The sequence below is a fragment of the Paraburkholderia phytofirmans OLGA172 genome (assembly GCF_001634365.1).
GTDB lineage: Bacteria > Pseudomonadota > Gammaproteobacteria > Burkholderiales > Burkholderiaceae > Paraburkholderia.
In genome coordinates, this window is record NZ_CP014579.1 from 709,025 (window position 1) to 728,292 (window position 19,268).

Sequence of the window (19,268 nt, forward strand, 5' to 3'; positions counted from 1 at the left end):
GCGGGCGGTGCGCCCGGTCGAATGCGCATAAACGCCGACCGTTTCCTTCTAGCGTAGGCGATCCGGCACGCCGCGCACCCTTACTTTTTTCCGCGGCGGCCCACGCTCAATTGCCAGTAGCGTTCGGCGGCGAAAACGTCGTCGTAGTGGTCCGCGCCGAAAGCGCGCAACTGGCTTTCGTAGGCGTTGACCGCTTCACGTTTGAGCTGGGTTCGGCGCGCGAGATCAATCGTATGGCTCGCGCTCGGACAAGCTGGCGTGGCGACGATGCCGCGTTGCGCGAGGTCGGCGAGGCGCGCCTGCACGACACCGGGTGTGCAGCGGTGAATCGCGTCTTCATAGGCGAACCACGTGAGATGTGACAGACGCGGCAGGATTTCGCAGCAGGCTTCGAACACCCGCACGTGATCCTCGTGATGCAGGCCGAGCGGCATGAGCAACGTATTCGCGGTCGAGCGGTAGATGGTCTCTTCAAGCGCCGCCGCCAATCTGGCGATCGACGGCGAGTCCATGTATTGGTCGTCGCGAAACGGCATGCGTAGCGGAATCGCGTCGAGCACCTCGAGCGCGAGGTCGTCTTCGCGCGTGCGCGCGTGGATGGCCTGACGGGCGCTCGTGAAACCCGACTTTTCATCCCATTCGGTATGCATCTCCTGCTCGGGCGGTGCGGCGAACACCGTGCAGACCGCGGCGTCTGGATGGGCGGCGAGTAAGGCGCCGCAACTGAAGACGGCGTCGTCGAAATGGGGCGAGACGATGAAAAGGCGTGGGCTGGTTTCGCTCATGGGACGTGTGATGGTTTCGAAACGCGCGGGCCGCACTCGACGCGCCAATATAGCGCGCGACAAACTTGCTGGATGGGCGGCGTCACATCAGCTTAGGCGGAATCGGCGCGGCTTGCGTAACCGTTGTGATCGATGCAAGACACGTGCCCGGGCCGCCGCGATGCTGCGGGGCATCCCGTAGAGGCTCACCGTCCGGCGTTCTGCGGCTCCCGAACCTGCTCACCCTCTGCCGACGGCCCGACGGGCGCATGTACGAACGAGCAAGTGGAGGTGGCGGCGACGCTGCTCTGAGCACAGGGCGCGCGCGCCTCGAGCGAGAAAGCTACGCGCCGCCGGCAGCCAGCGCTGCTGCGCGGCTGAACGCCGCCGCAATGGTCGCCACAATGTCGTCGCGCAACCTGGTGTCGGCCGTTCCTAGCGCATAGGACGGATGCCATGCCGGCACGATCAGGCGGCCGTCGTGGGCGATGGTTTGACCGAGGTATTCGGACAGATTGACGTGCGCGCCGGTCAGCGCTCTCAGCGCGGTTGCTCCCAGTGTGACGACCACGCGTGGCCCAATCCGCGTCAGTTCTTTTTCCAGCCAGTACTGGCAAGCCTCGACTTCGCGCCGCGCGGGCGTGCGGTGAATGCGCTGCTGGTCGAGCGTTTCCCATTTGTAATGCTTGACGGCATAAGTCAGATACAGCGCCCCCCGCTCCAGTCCTGCGCGCGCAAGCGCAACATCCAGCAGTTGACCGGCCGGCCCGGTGAACGGCTCGCCATGCTGGTTCTCGTACTCGCCCGGCTGTTCGCCGACCACCATGATCGCCGCATGTGCGGGCCCGGCGCCCGCAACCGCCTGTTTCGCATTGCGCCATAACGCGCAGCGCCGGCAGGTGGCGAGCGGGCCGGTGGGCTCCAGCAAGGGTGGCGTTATCGCCGAATACTCGACCGGTGGCGCGGCGGGAACGGTGACGGTCGCGCTTTGCGCACCGAGACGGCTGCGCTCGCGCGCGAGGCGTGCGGGCAGCGGCGGACCCGCGGGCGGCATTCTCCAGTAGCGCAGCGGCACGGGAGACGGCTCGCCATTGAAAGCGCTGGCGTAATACGCGAGCCAGAGCGCCTCCGTGGGCGTGCTGGTAATGGCTTCACCGGTCATGGCGCTTGCCGGTAAAGCGTGCGTGGCTTGCTCGTGAGCCTCCGTTGCCGGCCGGCCAATACGCAGCAGCATGCCGTTCCAGAACACCGCGCCGTGCGGCGTGGCCAGCATCCACGTGGAGTCGCCCATGCGAGCGGCGAACCGCGCGGCGGCGCGCGCCAGCAGGTCATGATGCGGCTCGTACCAGCCGACGAATTCAGGTGGCCCCATCGACGGATCACGCCGTCTGAACAGCGTGAGTGTCAGCAGATCCTCGGTTTCGTGTTCGATAGCCCGGATGCGTTGATCCAGCAGCGAGCCGTCTGGATCGTTCAGATCGAGGACGTTGCGCTCGCCGCGCGTCCAGCGCCATAGGACGCGGTACAGCAGCGCCCAGCGGTCCGGCGCGCGGAAGCACGCGGCCGTTTTCAGCCAGGAGAGCAGTTCGCGGGGAATTGCGGGAGCGGACAGGACTGGGGCAGGGCCGGTGGCGATTCCTGAGCCGGAGGCACCTGCAGTGGCGAACGCGGACTCAGCAGCCGGCATGCCTGGCGCTGCCGCTGCACCTTCAGACTCAAGCCATTCGATCTGCGACGGCTCGACACCTTGCCGCAGCAGCGCCCGCGCGGCGCGCCGCCATACGGCGAAAGACGGTTCGATCGGAATGCGTTTCATGCTGTCGCGCTAAAGCTAGACGTTGCGCAGATCGTCGGGCGTATCCACGTCCCGCAGAATCCCGGGGTCGTCGACGTCCAGCCGCATCACCCGCTGCGAAGTCAACAGCGCGCGCGCGCCGGTGTCGCCGTCGAGTGTCATCAGGGCGTCCCGATGCTCGACACCGAAGCCGACCGGATGGCCGCGCTGTCCCTGATAAAACGGCGCGACGATCGAAGCGCCGCCGTCGAGCGCACGCGCCACCGCTGCGATCGTCGTGGTGGCAATGCGGGGCATGTCGGCGAGCGCGACGATCCAGCCCTCGGCGTCATCGCTGGCTTCGATGCCGGCGGCGAGGCTCGCACCCATGCCGCGTTCGGCGTCCGGAGCGAACATGACGTCGCAGCCGGCGTCGTTCAGGAGGCGGGCGAGGGCGTCCGAGCCCGGCCGCACCACGGCCAGCACACGCGTAACGACTTGCAGCAGCCGGTGCGCGGCTTCGTGCGCGACCGGCGTGCCGTCGGGCATGAGCGCGAGTAGTTTGTTGTGTCGGCCGTCCGGATCGAAGCGAGAGCCGAAACCGGCGGCGAGCAACACGCCAGTGGCGAGCGAAGCGTAGGCCATTGACGGGCACCGGAAGAAAAGATGAGACCGATTGTGCGATGCAACGCGTCGGCAGGCAAGCGGCAATGCATGGGCTGTTATGTGCAGATCGCGCACGCGCACGCCGGTCGCGTGATACACCGCATTCGCGATCGCCGCCGGCACGGCGGTGATGCCGATCTCGCCGATCGAGCAAGGTCACGCGCGGGACGAGTAGTCCGCTCAATCAGGCGTCGGCCCAGCGGCGCAGCAGATTGTGATAAATGCCGGTGAGGCTGACCACGGTTGCGTCGTTCGAACCTTTTTCGGCGGCGAGGCGCTGCACGTCGTTGTCGAGTTGAAACAGCATGGCGCGTTCGCCGTCGTCGCGCACCATGCTCTGAATCCAGAAAAACGACGCAACCCGCACGCCACGCGTCACCGGGTTCACGTGATGCAGGCTCGAAGCGGGGTAGAGCACCATGTCGCCGGCCGGCAGCTTCGAGCGATGCACGCCGTAAGTGTCTTCGATGCAGAGTTCGCCGCCGTCGTAGGACTCCGGCTCGGCGAGAAAGAGCGTGGCCGACAGATCGCTGCGGATGCGGAAGCCGGTGCCGCGCAACTGGCGGATCGCGTTGTCCACATGCGTGCCGAAACCGTCGCCGCCCGCATATCGGTTAAAGAGCGGTGGAAAGACTTTCAGCGGCAACGCAGCGGAAAAGAAACGCGGATTGCGCCCGAGCGCGTCCTGAATCGCATCGCCAACCGCGCGCGCGGCGGGGGAGCCTTCGGGCAATTGCTGATTGCGCTTGGCCTGCGCCGACTGCTCGCCGGAAGTCGCATTGCCGTCGATCCATTGGGCCGCGTCGAGGACTTCGCGGCATTGCGCGACCTGATGTTTGTCGAGCACGCCTTGCAGATGCAGCATCATGCGCACACCTCTTCATCGATCCCGTTAGCCAGAGCACGAAATGCGGCCACCGGCGAAGCGGCCAGCCACGCTTGCATTTTCTCGACGAACGCGGGCGTTGCCGTCACCGGCACGCGCCGCAGCCACGTCAGCGCGGCATCGATCTCGCCGTGTTCAGCCAGTAGCCGCGCATAGTTGAACTGGCCGCGAAAATCGCCGCCCACCGCTGCACGCCGGTAATAGTCGAGCGCGATGCTTGCGTCGGCATCGACTTCCCAGCCGTCCTCGTAAAAGCTGCCGATAAAGTTGATCGACTTCGTGTGACCCATTTCGGCAGCGCGCCTGAACCACTGCAGCGCCTGTGCACGATCGCACGCCACACCATTGCCGAGCGCCAGCACCGACGCATAGTTGTACATGCCCCAGTCGAGTCCGGCCTGCGCCGCGAGGCGGTACCAGTAGACCGCCACAGGCGCGCACGCGGTGGTTCCCCAGCCATGTTCGTAGCTTCGGCCCAGCATGTTCATCGCCATTGGATGATCCTGGCGGGCCGCGTGCCTGAACCACGTCAACGCTTCTTCAGCATTGCGCGCTACGCCGTGGCCGTCGAGCAGATACTGGCCGTACACGGCCTGCGCTTCGACGATGCCGTTATGCGCGGCGGCCGCCACCCACACGGCGGCTTTGGCGGGCGGCCCGGAGAGAATCGCGGCGAACTCGTCGTGCGACACGCTCGCCAGCGCCTTCAGCATCACCTGTTCCATCATGCTGTGCTTAGTAGTGCGCGTTAAGCGTCAGGAAGGCGGAACGGCCGGCTGCGATCGACGCGTAGTGCGCCGGATACGCCTGGTCGTAGTACGTCCGGTTGAAAATGTTCTGCACGTTCAGTTGCAGATCGACCTTCTTGTTGATCCGGTACGTCGCCATGCCGTCGAAGCGCCAGTACGACGGCACTGCACGCAGGTTCGCCGTGTCGCCGTACACCTGCGACATGTAGAACGCGCCGCCGCCGATCGTGAGCTTCGGCAGCACGTCGTAGTTGGTCCACAGGCTGATGCTGTTCTTCGGCGTATTCGGGAACTGGTGGCCGTTATCCGAGGTGGTCTTGCCGTTGTCGCGCAACTGGCTCTTCATGTACGTGTAGCCGCCGAACAGCTGCCACTTGTTCGTCAACTGACCGGCCACGCCGAATTCGAAACCTTGCACGCGCTTGTTGCCGGCCATCGCGTATTCGTTGTTCGGCAGCGTGACGCGGGCGTTGGTCGTATCGATCTGGAACAGCGCGCCCGTCAGCGAGAGATGGTTGTTCAGCACATTCCACTTGGTGCCGAGTTCGGCGCTGCGGTTCTTTTCCGGGGCGAGTTGATCCGCATTCGCACCGACACCGTTGCGGCCCGGCGTCAGCGATTGCGTTTCGCTGCCCTGGCCGAGCTGGGCGCCGGCCGGCGTCGACGAGGTCGCGATCGACGCATACACGCTGCCGTTGGAAGCCGGTTTGAAGACGAGGCCGAACTGGTAGTTGAAGAGCGTGTCGTCGCGCGAGGTGCGCTTGCCGCCGCTGGCCACCGTGTTGCGGAAATCGGTCGAGTAATCGTCGACGCGCAAGCCGATGTTGGCCTGCCAGCGTTTGGCGAGTTCGATCGTATCGAACGCATACAGCGATTTCGTGGTGGTGCGCTGCTCGCTCGGATCGTTCGCCTGGCTTACCGAACCGGCCCACGGGTCGTTCGGATTCGGCGACCACAGGCTCGTGCAGTTATAGCCCGACGCCGCGCCGATGCCCTTGGTCTTGCAGATCGCACCGGTGGCCGCAGCCACGGCGTACGAATCGTTCACGCTGGTTTCGCGCGACAGTTCGAGGCCGGTGGTGAAGCTGTGCTTCAGGAAGCCGGTCCTGAACTCGCCGAACAGTTCGGTCTGGTTCGCGAGGCTGTAGACGTCGCTGGCACGCGTATTCGCGCGGCGCCACACCATGCCGTTCACGACGTTGCCCTGGCTGTCGTCCGGCTGGGTCCAGATGTAGTCCTGGGTGGACTTCGTATAACGCGTGGTGTTGCGGATCGTCAGGTTGCTGTTGATGTCGTGCTCGATGCGTACGGTGCCGACGTCCGAGGTCGTCTTGCGGAAATCGCGGTCGATCAGGCCGTAAAAGTTGTGGCGGTCCACCTTGGCCGGATAGATCGTGTCGACGTTGGCCGGCTTGTTGGCGGTCGTGTAGAAGTACGGAATACCGCTGTCGGGCAGGTCGTCGGTCGAGAGATGGTAGTAGCTCGCCGTGACGCGGGTCGGCGTGCCGAGACCGTAGGTGAACGACGGCGCGATGCCCCAGCGCTCGTTGTTGACCGCGTCGCGGCCGGCCACGTCGTTGTTGTGGCTCATCACGTTCAGACGGAAGGCCGCGTGATCGGCCATTTGCCAGTTGCCGTCCGCGGTGAAGCGGCGGTAGCGGTCGGTGCCGAGGCCCACGCTGCCGTCGGCGGAATTGCCCAGATGCGGCGTCTTGGTGATCAGGTTGATGCTGCCGCCCGCGCCGCCGCGGCCGCCGTAGGCGCCGTCCGAACCCTTGGTCACTTCCACGCTTTCGATATTGAACACTTCACGGGTGGTCGCACCGATGTCGCGCATGCCGTCGACGAAGGTGCTGCCCTGAGCGTCGTAGCCGCGAATGAACGGCCGGTCGCCGAGGGGATTGCCGCCTTCGCCAGCGCCGAATGTGATGCCCGGCACCGTGCGCAGCGCTTCGGTCAGCGTCGAGGCGCCCGTGCTCCTGATCAACTCCTGCGGAATCACGGTCACCGACTTCGGGGTGTCGACCAGTGGCGCGGTGAATTTGACCGATGCCGAGTGGTCGGTCTTGAAGCCGTCGTCCGCCTGGCCTTGCACGGCGATCGGCGCGAACTGGCTTTCCTTGTCGGGCGGCGCCGTGCCGGCCGTTACCTGCGCGAGAGCGGGACCTGCCGCCAACATGCCGCACAGCGTCGTGCTGATCTTGCCGAGCTTCGGTTCGTCGGACCGCAACTTCATTTTTATCCTCGTCGTTGAGTGCTGGTAGCCGGGCGGGCTGCGCATCCATTACCCGGATATTCCGCGTTTATTACAAAATGGTTTCGGCGTGCATTCTATGCAATCAGATTGTAATTGAGAAGCGTTCTCATCAAAAAATCTCAGTGCGTGGAATTGAATGTGAGAGCCGCCGCGTGGAATTGGCGGGGTAATCGACGAAGATGGGTAAGAAAGGCGGGGGTTTGGCGACTACCGAGGCGTAGCGGTGACTTTGCGTCTGTCGCGCGAGCGGTTTTTGCAGTGCGTGATGGGCCGCTTCTGATCGAAGGGTAGCCCGTGCCTCGCTAGATTTCTTGCTGTGCCGCCAGCTCGGCCAGCGTCTCCCGCAGCCACTATCTCGCGCTGGTTTCGCTGGTGGCGTCGGGGCAGATCCTTATCGAGGCCGTTGCGTTGAAGTCGTATCCGTTTGCTGAACTGGAGGCGGCCATCGACGCTGCCGGCCGTATGCCGGGTCTGCAATGCACGGTCGTGGAAGGCCAGTCCCGCGAGACGTGGGGTCGAGCACGACGCACGGCACTATCGGTCGGGAGCCCGCTCCGGATGGCGAAGGCGCGAATGATTGCGACCGTAGATCCCATAGATGACGAGCCCGATCACCAGCCAGACGAAGAGCCGTAGCCACGTGACGAGCGGCAGCCCGGCCATCAGCAGCAGGCAAAACAGAATCCCGAGGATCGGGATCACCGGCACGCCCGGCGCGCGGAACGGCCTCGCGGCGTCTGCGTCGCTGCTGCGTAGATAGATCACGGCGCCGCAGACGAGAATGAACGCGAACAGGGTGCCGATGCTGACCATCTCGCCCAACACGTTGATCGGCGTAAACGCCGCCACGACCGCGACGATGGCGCCGATCATGATCTGGCTCAGATAAGGCGTGTGCAGACGCGGATGAACTTCCGCGAACAGGTGCGGCAGGAGGCCGTCCTGCGACATCGTGAAGAAGATGCGGCTCTGGCCATACAGCAGCACGAGTATCACGGTCGTCAAGCCGGTCAGCGCGCCGATCTTGATGAGCACGGAAAACCAGGTGACGCCGATCACATCGACACCTTTCGCGATCGGATCCGGGACGTTGAGCTCGGCATACGGAACGAGTCCGGTCAGCACGCCGGCGACCGCAATATAGAGCACCGTGCAGATCACCAGCGAGCCCAGAATACCGATCGGCATATCGATCTGCGGCTTGCGTGCCTCCTGGGCCGCGGTGGACACCGCATCGAAGCCGATGAAAGCGAAGAAGACGACGGCCGATCCGCGGAGAATGCCGCTTGCGCCGAAGTTGCCGAATTCGCCGGTATTCTGCGGAATGAACGGATGCCAGTTGGCCGGATGGACAAAGAAGGCGCCGATGACGATGAACGCCAACACCACAGTCAGTTTGATCGCCACCATGATGTTATTGAGCCGTGCCGACTCCTTGGTGCCGAGCACGAGCATGATGGTCAGCACGGCGATAATGAAGACCGCCGGCAAATTGACGATACCGGCTACCGTGCTGCCGTCGGCGAGCGTCACCGTGGTGCCGGGCGCAGCCGCCATGGTGGGCGGAATGTTAATCCCGACATTGTGCAGCAGGCTCACGATGTAGCCTGACCAGCCGACCGCAACGGTCGCCGCGCCCATCGCATACTCGAGGATCAGATCCCAGCCGATGACCCACGCGAATAATTCGCCGAGCGTGGCATACGTGTAGGTATAACTGCTGCCGCAGACCGGCAGCATGGCAGCGAGTTCGGAGTAGCAGAGTCCGACAAAGGCGCAGGCAATCCCGCCGAGGACAAACGAAAGAATGATGCTCGGCCCCGCATAATGGGCCGCGGCCGTGCCGGTCAGAACAAAGATGCCGGCGCCGATGATCGCGCCGATACCCATCGCCGTAATGCTGAGCGCGCCCAGCGACTTCGACAGGTGGCGTTCACCGCCCTCCGCGCTGGCAACAATATCCGCGACGGATTTGCGCGCCATATAACCCGTGTCAGCCATGATGAGTCGTCCTGTTCATATGTGGGTGAATCCGAGATCGAATCGATTCGTGACGTACTGCAATAAGCGACTTCTTTAAAGGCGACCGACACTGTTGATGCTGCGGTTGAGGAGGGTACTGACGAATTCAGTCTAGTCTGGATTTAATCGCGTGTGTACTGAAGAGCGAGGTTGCGGTTGCCAAAACGGCCTTGCGGGTGCGCCGCAAGGCCGTCCTTCTGTCATCGAATCTGTTCAATCAATCGATGCCGTGAAACACCGCATCGTCCGGGCCGAGATAAACGGGCGGGCGCCACGCGGCGTCGCGCATCGAATGCTGGACCAGCTTTTCGACACCTAGCAGCACCGCGAAAATCGCCATCCGCACGGGAATGCCGTTATCGGTTTGGCGGAAAATCGCGAGGCGCGAATCGTGATTCAGGTCGATGCTCAGATCGTTCGCGCCCGGCCGGCTGTCGCGCGGCAGCGGGTGCATGATCAGCGTGTCGGGACCGCATACGCTGTCCATCAGCGCCTGATTGATCTGGAAATCCGGCGTATAGCCTTCGAACGATTCGTCGGTGAAGCGCTCTTTCTGGATGCGCGTGGCATACACCACGTCCGCGCCGCGCAGCCCGGAGGGCAGATCGTGGGTCTGCTCGATCACGTGGCCGTTGCGCGAGATCTGCTCGATGATGTAGCTCGGCATTTCGAGCATGGGCGGCGAGATCAGCGTGAACTTGATGCCGCGATACAGCGCCAGCAGCTTGACCAGCGAATGCACCGTGCGGCCATATTTCAGGTCGCCGACGAGAGCGATATGCGCGCCGTCGACGATCTTACCCAGCCGCGAAAACTCGCGCTGGATCGTGTACAGGTCGAGCAGCGCCTGGCTCGGATGCTCACCCGGGCCGTCGCCGCCATTGATCACGGGCACGTTGGTGGCGCGCGCGAATTCGGCCACCGAGCCTTGCTCCGGATGACGGATCACCAGCGCGTCCACATAGCCGCTCATCACGCGGCTGGTGTCGTAGATCGACTCGCCCTTTGCCATCGACGAAAACGTGAAGCCGGTGGTGTCGCACACCGAGCCGCCGAGCCGGCAGAATGCCGCGCCGAAGCTCACGCGGGTACGCGTGCTGGCTTCGAAAAACAGGTTGCCGAGCACCGCGCCTTCGAGGACGCGGGAGATTTTCCGGCGCCGCGCGATCGGCTGCATGATGTCGGCGACGCGAAACAGCGCCTCGACCGAGTCGCGCGAGAACTGATCGACCGACAGCAGTTGCGGCTTGCCCTCGAACAGCATCTGGCTTGCCAATGACTGTGAATCTACGCTTTGCGTATACTTCTCGCCTGGCTCGCCATGCACGACGATTTCCGATACGAAACGCTCCACGATCTCCGGCATGGCCCGCGATTCCTGCGAATCGTCCGGCAGCAGCCAGGTGTCGAGCGCGCGGCGCGACACGCCGATGCGGCTCGCGAACGTGTCGCGGGTCATGTTCAGGCGACGCATCGCATCGCGTAGGAAGGCTTGTTGTGGGACGCTCATGCGGGCACCTTGTCGGGAGTGGTCGCGCACTGGTTATGTACGCGGTGCGTATATTAGTTTCCCTGTCGTAGAAGTCAAGCAATTTTGCGACGAGCTTTGCAAACCGGCGCCGGACGCGGTTACACGGTGAGCATGCGCGAGCGCATCGAGCAACTGAACGCCCTGCCGATAGCCGGTACGCTGATGGCCGCGCCGTACTACATCCGGCCTTCGCAAGCCGGCATCGTCGGGCATTTCATGGCGCTTGCCGATGCGAGCGACAAGCCTGTCGTGCTGTACGACATTCCTTATCGAACCGGTGTTCGGCTCGAACTCGATACGCTCCTGACGCTTGCCGCGCATCCACGCATCCAGGCGGTGAAGGATTGCGCGGGTTCGCTCGAGACCACGCTCGCGCTGATTCGCGACGGCCGTTTGCAGGTGCTGACCGGCGAAGACATCAATATTTTCAACACCTTGTGTCTGGGTGGGAGCGGGGCGATCGCGGCCTCGGCGCATCTGCGGCCGGAACGGTTCGTCGCGCTGTATCGTGCGCTGTCGGCGGGCCGGCTCGACGAAGGACGGCGTATTTTTCATGAGCTCGCGCCACTGATCCAGGCGCTGTTTGCCGAACCGAATCCGGCGCCGGTGAAGGCCCTGCTCGCCGCGCACGGTCTGATACGCGACGAGTTGCGCATGCCGATGACGCGTGCCGGCGACGCACTGGTCGCGCGGCTCAGGGAATTGGAAGGGCTTGATCGGATAGCGCAGCACGCGGCCGCCTTGTCGGCTTGAGTGTGGGTTCGCTTGCCGCCATTTGTATTTGAGATGATGGTTCGTGATGCCAGGCGATAATCGGCGCCCTTTGTCCATTATCGCCACCGGCTTAGTGTCCGGTCGATGCCGCATGCAGTTAGTCTTGTCCACCGATCTCCTGTCCCGCTGTAGCCCGCTCAGCCCGCTCAGCGCGCTCAGCCCGCTCAGCGCGTTCAACACGCCGAACGTGTGTTGTTGCGCCCGTGCGCGGCCTTGCACGGGCCCGATGACACGCGCCGGGAGCCGCTGATGTCCTCCGTGTTTCGCGCCGGCAGTCAGCTTTCCAGCGGCTCGGTGAGGTTCGTCACGTGCCGCACCGCGCTGACCATCGCGGTTGTCACGGCGTTCGGCACAGCCGCCCTGACGCTCGCCGCGGGCATCGCGATCGGCATGCATTGGCCGGCGCGCGGCGGCTCCGGCGAGCAGGCGGCGAACCGTGTCGAGCACGACTATGCAGTCGATCAACTCGGCAAGCTGAACGCGTCCGTGGCGCAGATCGAACCGCGCATCGCGCGCCTGACGATGCAGGTCGGCGCATTGCGCGATTTCGAAGCACGCCTGAATACACCGCGGCCGGCGCCGCGGGCACCGGCCATCCCAGCCACCCTGGCCGCACCGGGCGCCGCCTCTGAACCCGACACGTCCGCTACCGACAGCGAAGGCGAGGGCGGCCCTTCCTTACCGCCGCGCAGCTGTACGGATGTCATGCCGCAACCGGCCGTTCATGCCTATGCCGGGCGCACCCGGCAACAACTGGATTGCATTGCCGCGACGCTGTCCGCGCTCGAGCAGCAAACCGCTGGTCACGCGATCGCGTACGCCGCCTTTCCCGGCCGCATGCCCGTCGACGGCGCGCGCTTCGGCTCGCCGTTTGGCAACCGCACCGATCCGTTCACGCAGCGCTTGAGTTTTCATCCGGGCATCGACCTGGTCGCCAGAACCGGCACGCCGATTGTGGCGGCGGCGGGCGGCCGGGTGATTTTCGCTGGCGAGAAATTGGGCTATGGCAATGCGGTCGAAATCGATCACGGCAACGGCCTCGTGACCCGTTACGGCCACGCGTCGCGCATTGTCGTGCATGTCGGCGATCTGGTGCTGCCGCGCCAGTATGTCGCCGATGTCGGCTCGACCGGCCGCTCCACCGGACCGCATCTGCATTTCGAAGTGCTGGTCAACGGCGCGCCGGTCGATCCGGCTGCCTACCTCGCGCTATTCGCGCCCGTGCCCCATGGTTGAACGACGTCGTTTTTCCCGCGATGCGGGCAGTCTGACCCACCGCGCCTATACGGTGCAGCCCGCGCGGCCGCTCGTTCTTCGCGTAACGATTTGGGTGCTGGTGTGCGCGCTCTGCGCGGCAGGTGGCGCGGCGGCCGTTTTGGCGTGGCACGCGCAACGCGCGGATACACCGGCTGATCAATGCAATGCGGCGCGCGTCGATGAAGGCAGCGAACAGACGGAACTCGCCCGCACGCGGCTTGCGCTGGCGCAGGAATCGGCGGCGCGCGCCGCAGTGCAGAAAACCGCGGACGGCGCCGCCGCCGACGCCGCGCGATTGAACGCCGAACTGCAGTTTCTGCGCGGCCAGAGCAAGGCTAAGACGCCGGCGCCGAGCCGCTGACTGTCATTTTCATTTCCACGAGGTACTTATGTTCAGCAAGAAAAAGCACGCGGGCATCCAGCAGACCAAGCTCGCCACCCTCATCGCACATGACGTGCGGATCACGGGCGACCTCGTGTTCAGCGACGGCCTGCGCATGGACGGCCACGTGAAGGGCAACGTCAGCGGCGAGCAGGGCACTCAGACGCTGCTGGTATTGAGCGACCGCGGCTCGATCGAGGGCAACGTGCATGGCTATGACGTCGTGGTCAACGGCCGGATCGTCGGCGATGTGATCGCCGATCACTTCGTCGAATTGCAAAGCAATGCGCATGTGATCGGCAACATCTACTATCAGCAGCTGCGGATGGACTGCGGCGCCTCGGTGGACGGCAAGCTTACCCGGCGTGAAGCCGCGCAGGCGGCGACGCCGATTCTCGTTTCGGTGGCCGATACCGCGCGCGAGGAGCGCAAGGCCGGCTAGGCGGCCGCGCTCTGCGTCAAACCGGCCCCGGCAGCGACTGGCATTGCGCAGGTGTGTCGTGGCCGAGCGAGTCGCAGCGCCGCGAGCGTGAATCGAACATGGCGCGCATTTCCCGTGCTTCGGCAAGACGGTCCAGCGCGCCGCGGTCGAGCGTGGCGAGCATGTCGCGTTCGACGATCAGATGGTGCAAGGCCAGCACGATCAGGCCGATGGTCAGCAGCAGATCACCTGCGAACACCACGGCGTAAAGCGCCGAGGTGGTGCGCGGATTGCCGTACAACAGGGTCATGTTGGCGCGGTCGAGCAGCACAAGCACGAGCGGCACGACGGCATTGAGCGTCACGATCGCGCTGCCCACCGCCACCAGCATGCGTGCTGGCCCGAGATGCGGACGGCGCCGGCGGCACACTTCATACAGCGTCGCCGCGCGGTACGGCACGAAAAACAGCGCCAGCAAGCCGGCGCGGACCACCAGCGGTGCATTCCATGCCAGCGCGCTCCCATACAGCAGGCAGAACACGGCAGTGACGACGAGACCGGCGCGCCACGGCGCGGATGCGCCGAACAGGTCGCGCGTGCCCGACCAGATCAGCATGCGGCTTTGCAACGCCAGCGCCGCCGTGGCCAGCAACAGCAGGTCGTTGTGCCAGATCGCATGCAACGTGAAGCAGGCCGTTGCGGTGGCAAGCAGATAAAAGCCGGCGGCCCAGAAACGGAAGGCGCCGACCTGAAGAAACATGCGCGAAAGCGCCGTCGAAATGAGGGCGCTGCACAGAAACGTGATCAGCCACACCGTTTGGAACGTCGCTACGTCAATCATCATGAAGTTTCCAGCAGCCACTCTGTCTGTTCCTGCTTATCGGTAAAACGAGGCCATGCAGCGGGGGGGGCGCCATGACGGACAACTGAACGGAGCAGCCATACGGGTTTCGAACGGATCCGGATGCTCACGCGGCCACCATTCTTTCACGGAGCAGCTCGCCGAAGTCGTCGGCGGTGAGTGGCTTGCCTAGCAGGAAGCCTTGCATCTCGTCGCACATCATCGACTTGAGCATGTCGAGCTGCGATTCGGTTTCGACGCCTTCGGCCACCACGTCCATTTCCAGCGAGTGCGCGAGCGCAATGATCGCGGCAACGATCGCGCTGCCTTCCGGTCCGTGCTCGTCGAGCCCGTTGGTGAAGAAGCGGTCGATCTTCAACTGCTTGACGCGAAAACGTTGCAGATAGGCGAGGCTGGAATAGCCGGTGCCGAAATCGTCGATGGCGATTTCAAAGCCGCTTGCCTGGAACGCACGGATCATTTCGATGGTTTTCGGCGCGTCCTGCATCGCGACGGTTTCGGTGATTTCGAACATGATCTGGTCGCATTGCACGCCTTCAGCTTTGACGATCTCGAGCATCGTTGCGACGAGATTCGGTTGCGACAACTGGCGCGGCGACAGATTGATCGCCACTTTCATCGGCGGCAGGCCCTGCTCGATCCAGCAGCGAATCTGCCGGCAGGTTTCGCGCAAGACCCAGTAGCCGATCTGCACGATCTGGCCCGAGCGCTCGGCAATCGGAACGAACTCGAGCGGCGCCAGCGTGCCGAGCTGCGGATGATGCAGGCGGATCAGCGCTTCCGCACCCGCCAGCGAGTCGCCGCTGCCGTGGAACTTCGGCTGGAAGTGCAGTGAGAAATGTCCGGCGGTGAGCGCTTCATGCAGCGCGCTTTGAATTTGCAGCGTGCGCATCGCGGCTTCATTCATGCTTTGTTCGAAGAAGCGATAGGTGCTGCGGCCCGCGCGCTTGGCTTCGTACATGGCCGCGTCGGCATGTTTGAGCAGGGTGTCGACGGTATCGCCGTCGTGGGGATAGAGCGCGATGCCGATGCTCGGCATCACCTGCAGCGGTTGCGAATCGCTCCATATGCCCTGGCGCATCCGGTCGAGCACCCCTTCGGCTATCGTGCAGGCATCTTCGCGTGAGCCCAGGTTCTCGGACAGCACGACGAATTCGTCGCCGCCGAGACGCGCGACGGTGTCGCTCGCGCGCACGCACAGCAGAAGGCGCTGTGCGAACGCGGACAGCACTTCATCGCCAGCCGAGTGGCCGAGCGAATCATTGATGGTCTTGAAGCCGTCGAGATCCATGAACAGGATGGCGAACACCGAGCGGTGCCGGCGCGCGTTATGGATCGCACGGTCGATGCGTTCGGTGAGCGTGCTGCGGTTGGGCAGGCCGGTTAGCGTATCGAGCGTGGCGAGGCGCACGATCTGACCGTTCAGCTTCGACACCGAGCCGATCAGAAAGCTGGTGCGCGCATCGAAACGCGACAGCATCAGCGTGACGATCAGAATCGCAAACGTGAACAGGATCACCGACGTCGCGAGCCACGCGGCGTTCACGCCCTTGGCTGCGCCGCACACGGCGCCGGGCGGAAACTCGGCCGCCGCCATGCCGGCGTAGTGCATGCCGGTGATTGCGACGCCCATGACCAGCGCCGCGATGAAACGTTTGCTCACTACGTGGCGTTCGCCATCGTTACTGAGTGCGCGTGCCATCCATAGTGCGGCGGTCGACGCGCCGATCGCGATCGCAAGCGAGCCAGCGAACCAGGCCGGCTGATAGTGGGTGCCGGGCTCCATTTCCATCGCCGCCATGCCGGTGTAATGCATGCCGGCAATGCCGAAGCCCATCAGCACGCCGCCGGCCGCGAGCCGAAGCGGCGTGAGCCGCGCGTTGGTTGTCACGACCAGCGCCAGATACGACACGCCGATCGCGAGTCCAAGCGAATACGCGGTTGTCGCGAAGTCGTAGCCGAGCGGAATCGGCAGTGAGAAGGCGAGCATGGCGATGAAGTGCATCGACCAGATCCCGACACCGAGTGCCGCGGCGCCGCCCAGGCGCCACGCGTGCCGCAGACGTGCGGACGCCAGCAGGAAAATGCGGCCTGTCAAATCGAGCGCCGTGTAAGACGCCAGCACCGCGACGACGAACGAGATTGCAACCAGCCAAAAATTGTATGAGCTCTGCATGTTAAGTCCAACCGCGGGGGGGAAGCGGCTGAACATGTTATCGACAGTTGCCGGCATTTATTTAATTGATTTTCAATATGTTAGATATCGGCGTTGAGCATTTCGCGTCTGGCCGTGGCTTATGCCAACGAGAAGCCTTCGTCGAGCCAGCCCGAGACGCCGCCGATCATCAACTTGACGGGCCGTCCGATGGCGCGCGCGGCGAGGACACATGGCGGTGGCGCTGCGCCGGTCGACGCCACAGCGAGGATCGCCAACCTCGCGCCTTTTGACAAACAGGCGGACAAATGCCTGATCGAGTTCAAGCTCTCCGCACCGGAGACGCTTGATGTACACACGCATGGCTCGCCGACGGAATGCGGTTTCGGCTTCAACGTCAGTGCGGACGGGGACGTTACTATCTGATGACAGCTTCCTGACGGTCGGCATGCTGGCGACCACGCGCCTGTTCAGCTTGGCCCGCGTGGCTTCCCCATCCAGCGCCGCGTCTCTTATTATGCTGTTGTTGCTGATCGTTCCGCTGCTCGTCTCGCTGTCGTTCATGCTGGTCGCCGATATCGACAGCCCGCGAGGTGGTGTGATTCGTGTGAAGCCGCTCAATCTTCATGCGCTCGCGGATTCGATCCGCTCGCATTGAACCCGTACTGAACCCCATTGAGCCACATGAAAGGGAAAAACATGTCCGATCTCGCGCAGACCATCGCCAGCTTCAATACCGGCCGCGATTCTGAACGGCTCGCGATGAAATACAAGCTCATGCGAGGCTCGCCGTTCGTGTTTCTGCGCGGCACCTGTCATCTGTTTTACGCGCGCCTGCCGCGCGACAAGGTGCTCGACGATGCGCCGCCGGTGTGGATCTGCGGCGACATGCATCTGGAAAATTTCGGCAGCTACAAGGGTGACAACCATCTCGTCTATTTCGACAACAACGATTTCGACGAAGCCTGCCTCGCACCGAGTCTTTACGAACTGGTGAGGCTCGTCACGAGCGTGCTGGTCGGCGCGAGCGATCTTAAGCTGAGCCGTGCGGAGGCACTCGCGCTTTGCCATACCGCAGTCGATGCCTATAGCGCGGCGCTCGCCTTCGGCAAAGCGCGCTGGATCGAAGCGGAGACGTCGACCGGCATGGTGCGCGATCTGTTCGGCGCATTGGCGAGCCGCACGCGCACCGAGTATCTCGATCGGCGCACTACGCTCAAGGGCAAGGCCCGCGTGTTGAAAGTGGACGGCAAGAAAGCGCTGCCGGTCAGCGACAAGGCGCGGGCTGCCGTCACCGAGTTCATGCATCAATTCGCCGCCGGTCAACCCAATCCCGACTTCTATCGCATCGTCGACGTGGCGCGGCGGATTGCCGGCACCGGCAGTCTGGGCGTGGACCGCTACGTGATTCTCGTCGAAGGTAAGGGCTCGCCGGACGGCAACTATCTGCTCGATCTGAAAGAGGCGCTGCCTTCTTCGGTGACGCCGCATGTGCGCACGCCGCAGCCGAAGTGGCAGAGCGAGGCGCAGCGAGTGGTTGAAGTTCAACGGCGCAATCAGGCGGTCTCGCAGGCGTTCCTGCATGCAGTCGACTTCAATCGGCGCTCGTATGTGCTGCGCAGCCTGCAGCCTTCGGAAGACCGCGTGGCGTTGAGCGACTGGGACGGCAAGCTGCCGCGGCTCGAAGCAGTGGTCAACAGCATGGCCGAATTGAGCGCGTGGGGGCAACTGCGCAGCGGCGGCCGGCAGAAGTCGTCGATTGCGGACGAGCTGATCGCGTTCGGCAATCGCAAGGATTGGCAATTGCCGTTGATCGAACTCGCGACGCAGTGTGAGGCGCAGGTGAATGCCGACTGGAAAGCGTATTGCGAGGCCTATGATGGGGGGGCGTTCAATCTGGTGGCGAAGAAGTCTTAACGGGGCGTCACGCTGGGCGCTTAGCGCGGCGCCTGGTGTTTTGTATCGCTCTTTGGGGCGGCTACTGCCGCACCCTGTCTTTTTCCTTCTAGCTGTATCAGGTCGGACCCTCAGTCCTCATCCATTTTCATGCAGGCATATCTCGCGTCCAACGGGACCGCGTGCGGCCGGTCCACGTCTGACGTTCTGATTTTCGTCGCGGTGATGTGGCAAAGGCTCGCAGACTCTTGCGTAGTTCCCTGCGGGTCTTCACGACCACGTTGAAAGCGTCTTTTGTGTAGACGCATGGATTGCGTAGTTTTAGGAATTGTCGGATAGCGGGGATTGAATGCTCCTTATAGGGTGCTTGAGATTTAAACAAGTAAAACTAATAAGGATGACTATTAAAAATAATAGAATGACTGATTGGTCAGCGGCCGTGGCGGCTCGCCTGCTAGCCGCATTCACATGCGGCTGACGGTGGCGTTCGGTGCAAACGCGGACGACTACTGTCTAAGCGTCTTCTGAACCGCCTGAAAGAGAAGGGCATGACGACCTTCGTGACGTTCTATCACTGGGACTTGCCGCAACATCTGGAAGATCGCGGCGGCTGGCTCAATCGCGACACCGCTTACCGTTTCGCCGACGCTCGAGCACGACAATCGACGAGCGCGCGAACATTTCACTGATCGAACCGATGGGCAACCACCGTGTCATCTGGCTCGACTATCATGGAGTGCAAATCGTGTCGATCGACCAGACAAAGACGCCGTTGGCGATAGGGGATGCCGCGGCGTTCTCGTTCGATGGCGCGCATATTTCGCTGCTCGAGGCAGAAGGCGGCGCGCGTCTATAGTGACTGGATGCTGCGT

The 19,268-nt window shown here is 63.5% G+C and carries 16 protein-coding genes and 3 pseudogenes; 9 read left to right on the forward strand and 10 right to left on the reverse strand.

From position 1 onward, the window contains the following. Window positions 1-80 precede the first annotated feature (80 nt). The 8 genes from AYM40_RS23435 to AYM40_RS23470 form a co-directional block, all read right to left on the reverse strand. Window positions 81-785, reverse strand: a complete 705-nt coding sequence (locus AYM40_RS23435; protein ID WP_063500642.1) for a PIG-L family deacetylase — start codon at window positions 783-785, stop codon at window positions 81-83. Between the two features lie 322 nt (window positions 786-1,107). Continuing rightward, window positions 1,108-2,580 carry a UdgX family uracil-DNA binding protein gene (locus tag AYM40_RS23440; protein WP_063498625.1) on the reverse strand — a complete coding sequence of 491 codons (1,473 nt, stop codon included), beginning with the start codon at window positions 2,578-2,580 and terminating at the stop codon, window positions 1,108-1,110. A gap of 15 nt (window positions 2,581-2,595) precedes the next feature. Next, window positions 2,596-3,183 (reverse strand): nucleotidyltransferase family protein, encoded by a 588-nt coding sequence (locus AYM40_RS23445; protein ID WP_063500643.1) that lies wholly within the window; start codon window positions 3,181-3,183, stop codon window positions 2,596-2,598. A 205-nt stretch (window positions 3,184-3,388) separates the two neighbouring features. Continuing rightward, window positions 3,389-4,072, reverse strand: coding sequence for a Fe2+-dependent dioxygenase (locus AYM40_RS23450; protein ID WP_063498626.1), 684 nt, complete (start codon window positions 4,070-4,072; stop codon window positions 3,389-3,391). Then, window positions 4,069-4,815, reverse strand: coding sequence for a tetratricopeptide repeat protein (locus AYM40_RS23455; protein ID WP_063498627.1), 747 nt, complete (start codon window positions 4,813-4,815; stop codon window positions 4,069-4,071). Before AYM40_RS23455 ends, AYM40_RS23450 begins: the two co-directional genes overlap by 4 nt. A 10-nt stretch (window positions 4,816-4,825) precedes the next feature. Continuing rightward, window positions 4,826-7,075 carry a TonB-dependent receptor gene (locus tag AYM40_RS23460; protein ID WP_063498628.1) on the reverse strand — a complete coding sequence of 750 codons (2,250 nt, stop codon included), beginning with the start codon at window positions 7,073-7,075 and terminating at the stop codon, window positions 4,826-4,828. Window positions 7,076-7,630: 555 nt separating this feature from the next. Next, entirely contained in the window at window positions 7,631-9,097 is a 1,467-nt protein-coding gene (locus AYM40_RS23465; RefSeq protein ID WP_063498629.1) for an amino acid permease, read from the reverse strand. Window positions 9,098-9,335: 238 nt separating this feature from the next. Next, the gene (locus AYM40_RS23470) at window positions 9,336-10,628 is read right to left on the reverse strand and encodes an aspartate carbamoyltransferase (RefSeq protein WP_063498630.1); all 1,293 of its coding nucleotides are present in this window, start codon (window positions 10,626-10,628) and stop codon (window positions 9,336-9,338) included. A gap of 123 nt (window positions 10,629-10,751) precedes the next feature. On the opposite strand from AYM40_RS23470, the pseudogene AYM40_RS23475 reads away from it, so the two are divergent. The 4 genes and pseudogenes from AYM40_RS23475 to AYM40_RS23490 all read left to right on the forward strand — a co-directional run. Further along, a pseudogene (locus AYM40_RS23475) lies at window positions 10,752-11,402 on the forward strand (dihydrodipicolinate synthase family protein); the annotation flags it as partial. Between the two features lie 270 nt (window positions 11,403-11,672). Beyond that, window positions 11,673-12,659: a M23 family metallopeptidase gene (locus AYM40_RS23480; RefSeq protein ID WP_063498631.1), complete on the forward strand. Its 987-nt coding sequence runs from the start codon at window positions 11,673-11,675 to the stop codon at window positions 12,657-12,659. Beyond that, window positions 12,652-13,041 carry a hypothetical protein gene (locus AYM40_RS23485; RefSeq protein WP_063498632.1) on the forward strand — a complete coding sequence of 130 codons (390 nt, stop codon included), beginning with the start codon at window positions 12,652-12,654 and terminating at the stop codon, window positions 13,039-13,041. Before AYM40_RS23480 ends, AYM40_RS23485 begins: the two co-directional genes overlap by 8 nt. Window positions 13,042-13,069: 28 nt before the next feature. Further along, a complete protein-coding gene (locus AYM40_RS23490) occupies window positions 13,070-13,504 on the forward strand; it encodes a bactofilin family protein (RefSeq protein WP_063498633.1) in 435 nt (144 codons plus the stop codon). A gap of 16 nt (window positions 13,505-13,520) precedes the next feature. On the opposite strand, the gene AYM40_RS23495 is transcribed toward AYM40_RS23490, so the two are convergent. Together AYM40_RS23495 and AYM40_RS23500 are read right to left on the reverse strand one after the other, a co-directional pair. Then, the gene (locus tag AYM40_RS23495; RefSeq protein WP_063498634.1) at window positions 13,521-14,327 is read right to left on the reverse strand and encodes a hypothetical protein; all 807 of its coding nucleotides are present in this window, start codon (window positions 14,325-14,327) and stop codon (window positions 13,521-13,523) included. Between the two features lie 124 nt (window positions 14,328-14,451). Beyond that, window positions 14,452-16,557: a putative bifunctional diguanylate cyclase/phosphodiesterase gene (locus tag AYM40_RS23500; protein WP_335341231.1), complete on the reverse strand. Its 2,106-nt coding sequence runs from the start codon at window positions 16,555-16,557 to the stop codon at window positions 14,452-14,454. A gap of 57 nt (window positions 16,558-16,614) precedes the next feature. Between AYM40_RS23500 and AYM40_RS23505 the strand changes: the two genes are divergently transcribed. From AYM40_RS23505 to AYM40_RS38900, 5 genes and pseudogenes are all read left to right on the forward strand, one after another. After that, complete coding sequence (locus AYM40_RS23505) at window positions 16,615-16,926, forward strand: hypothetical protein (protein WP_063498636.1); 312 nt, start codon at window positions 16,615-16,617, stop codon at window positions 16,924-16,926. Beyond that, window positions 16,850-17,158: a hypothetical protein gene (locus tag AYM40_RS40545; RefSeq protein ID WP_420488503.1), complete on the forward strand. Its 309-nt coding sequence runs from the start codon at window positions 16,850-16,852 to the stop codon at window positions 17,156-17,158. The genes AYM40_RS23505 and AYM40_RS40545 overlap by 77 nt, the downstream gene beginning before the upstream one ends. A 41-nt stretch (window positions 17,159-17,199) precedes the next feature. After that, complete coding sequence (locus tag AYM40_RS23510) at window positions 17,200-18,417, forward strand: DUF2252 domain-containing protein (RefSeq protein WP_063500644.1); 1,218 nt, start codon at window positions 17,200-17,202, stop codon at window positions 18,415-18,417. 488 nt (window positions 18,418-18,905) lie between these two features. Further along, window positions 18,906-19,043: pseudogene (locus tag AYM40_RS38895) on the forward strand (family 1 glycosylhydrolase); the annotation flags it as partial. 20 nt (window positions 19,044-19,063) lie between these two features. Continuing rightward, window positions 19,064-19,252, forward strand: a pseudogene (locus AYM40_RS38900) (ABC transporter ATP-binding protein); the annotation flags it as partial. Window positions 19,253-19,268 lie beyond the last annotated feature (16 nt).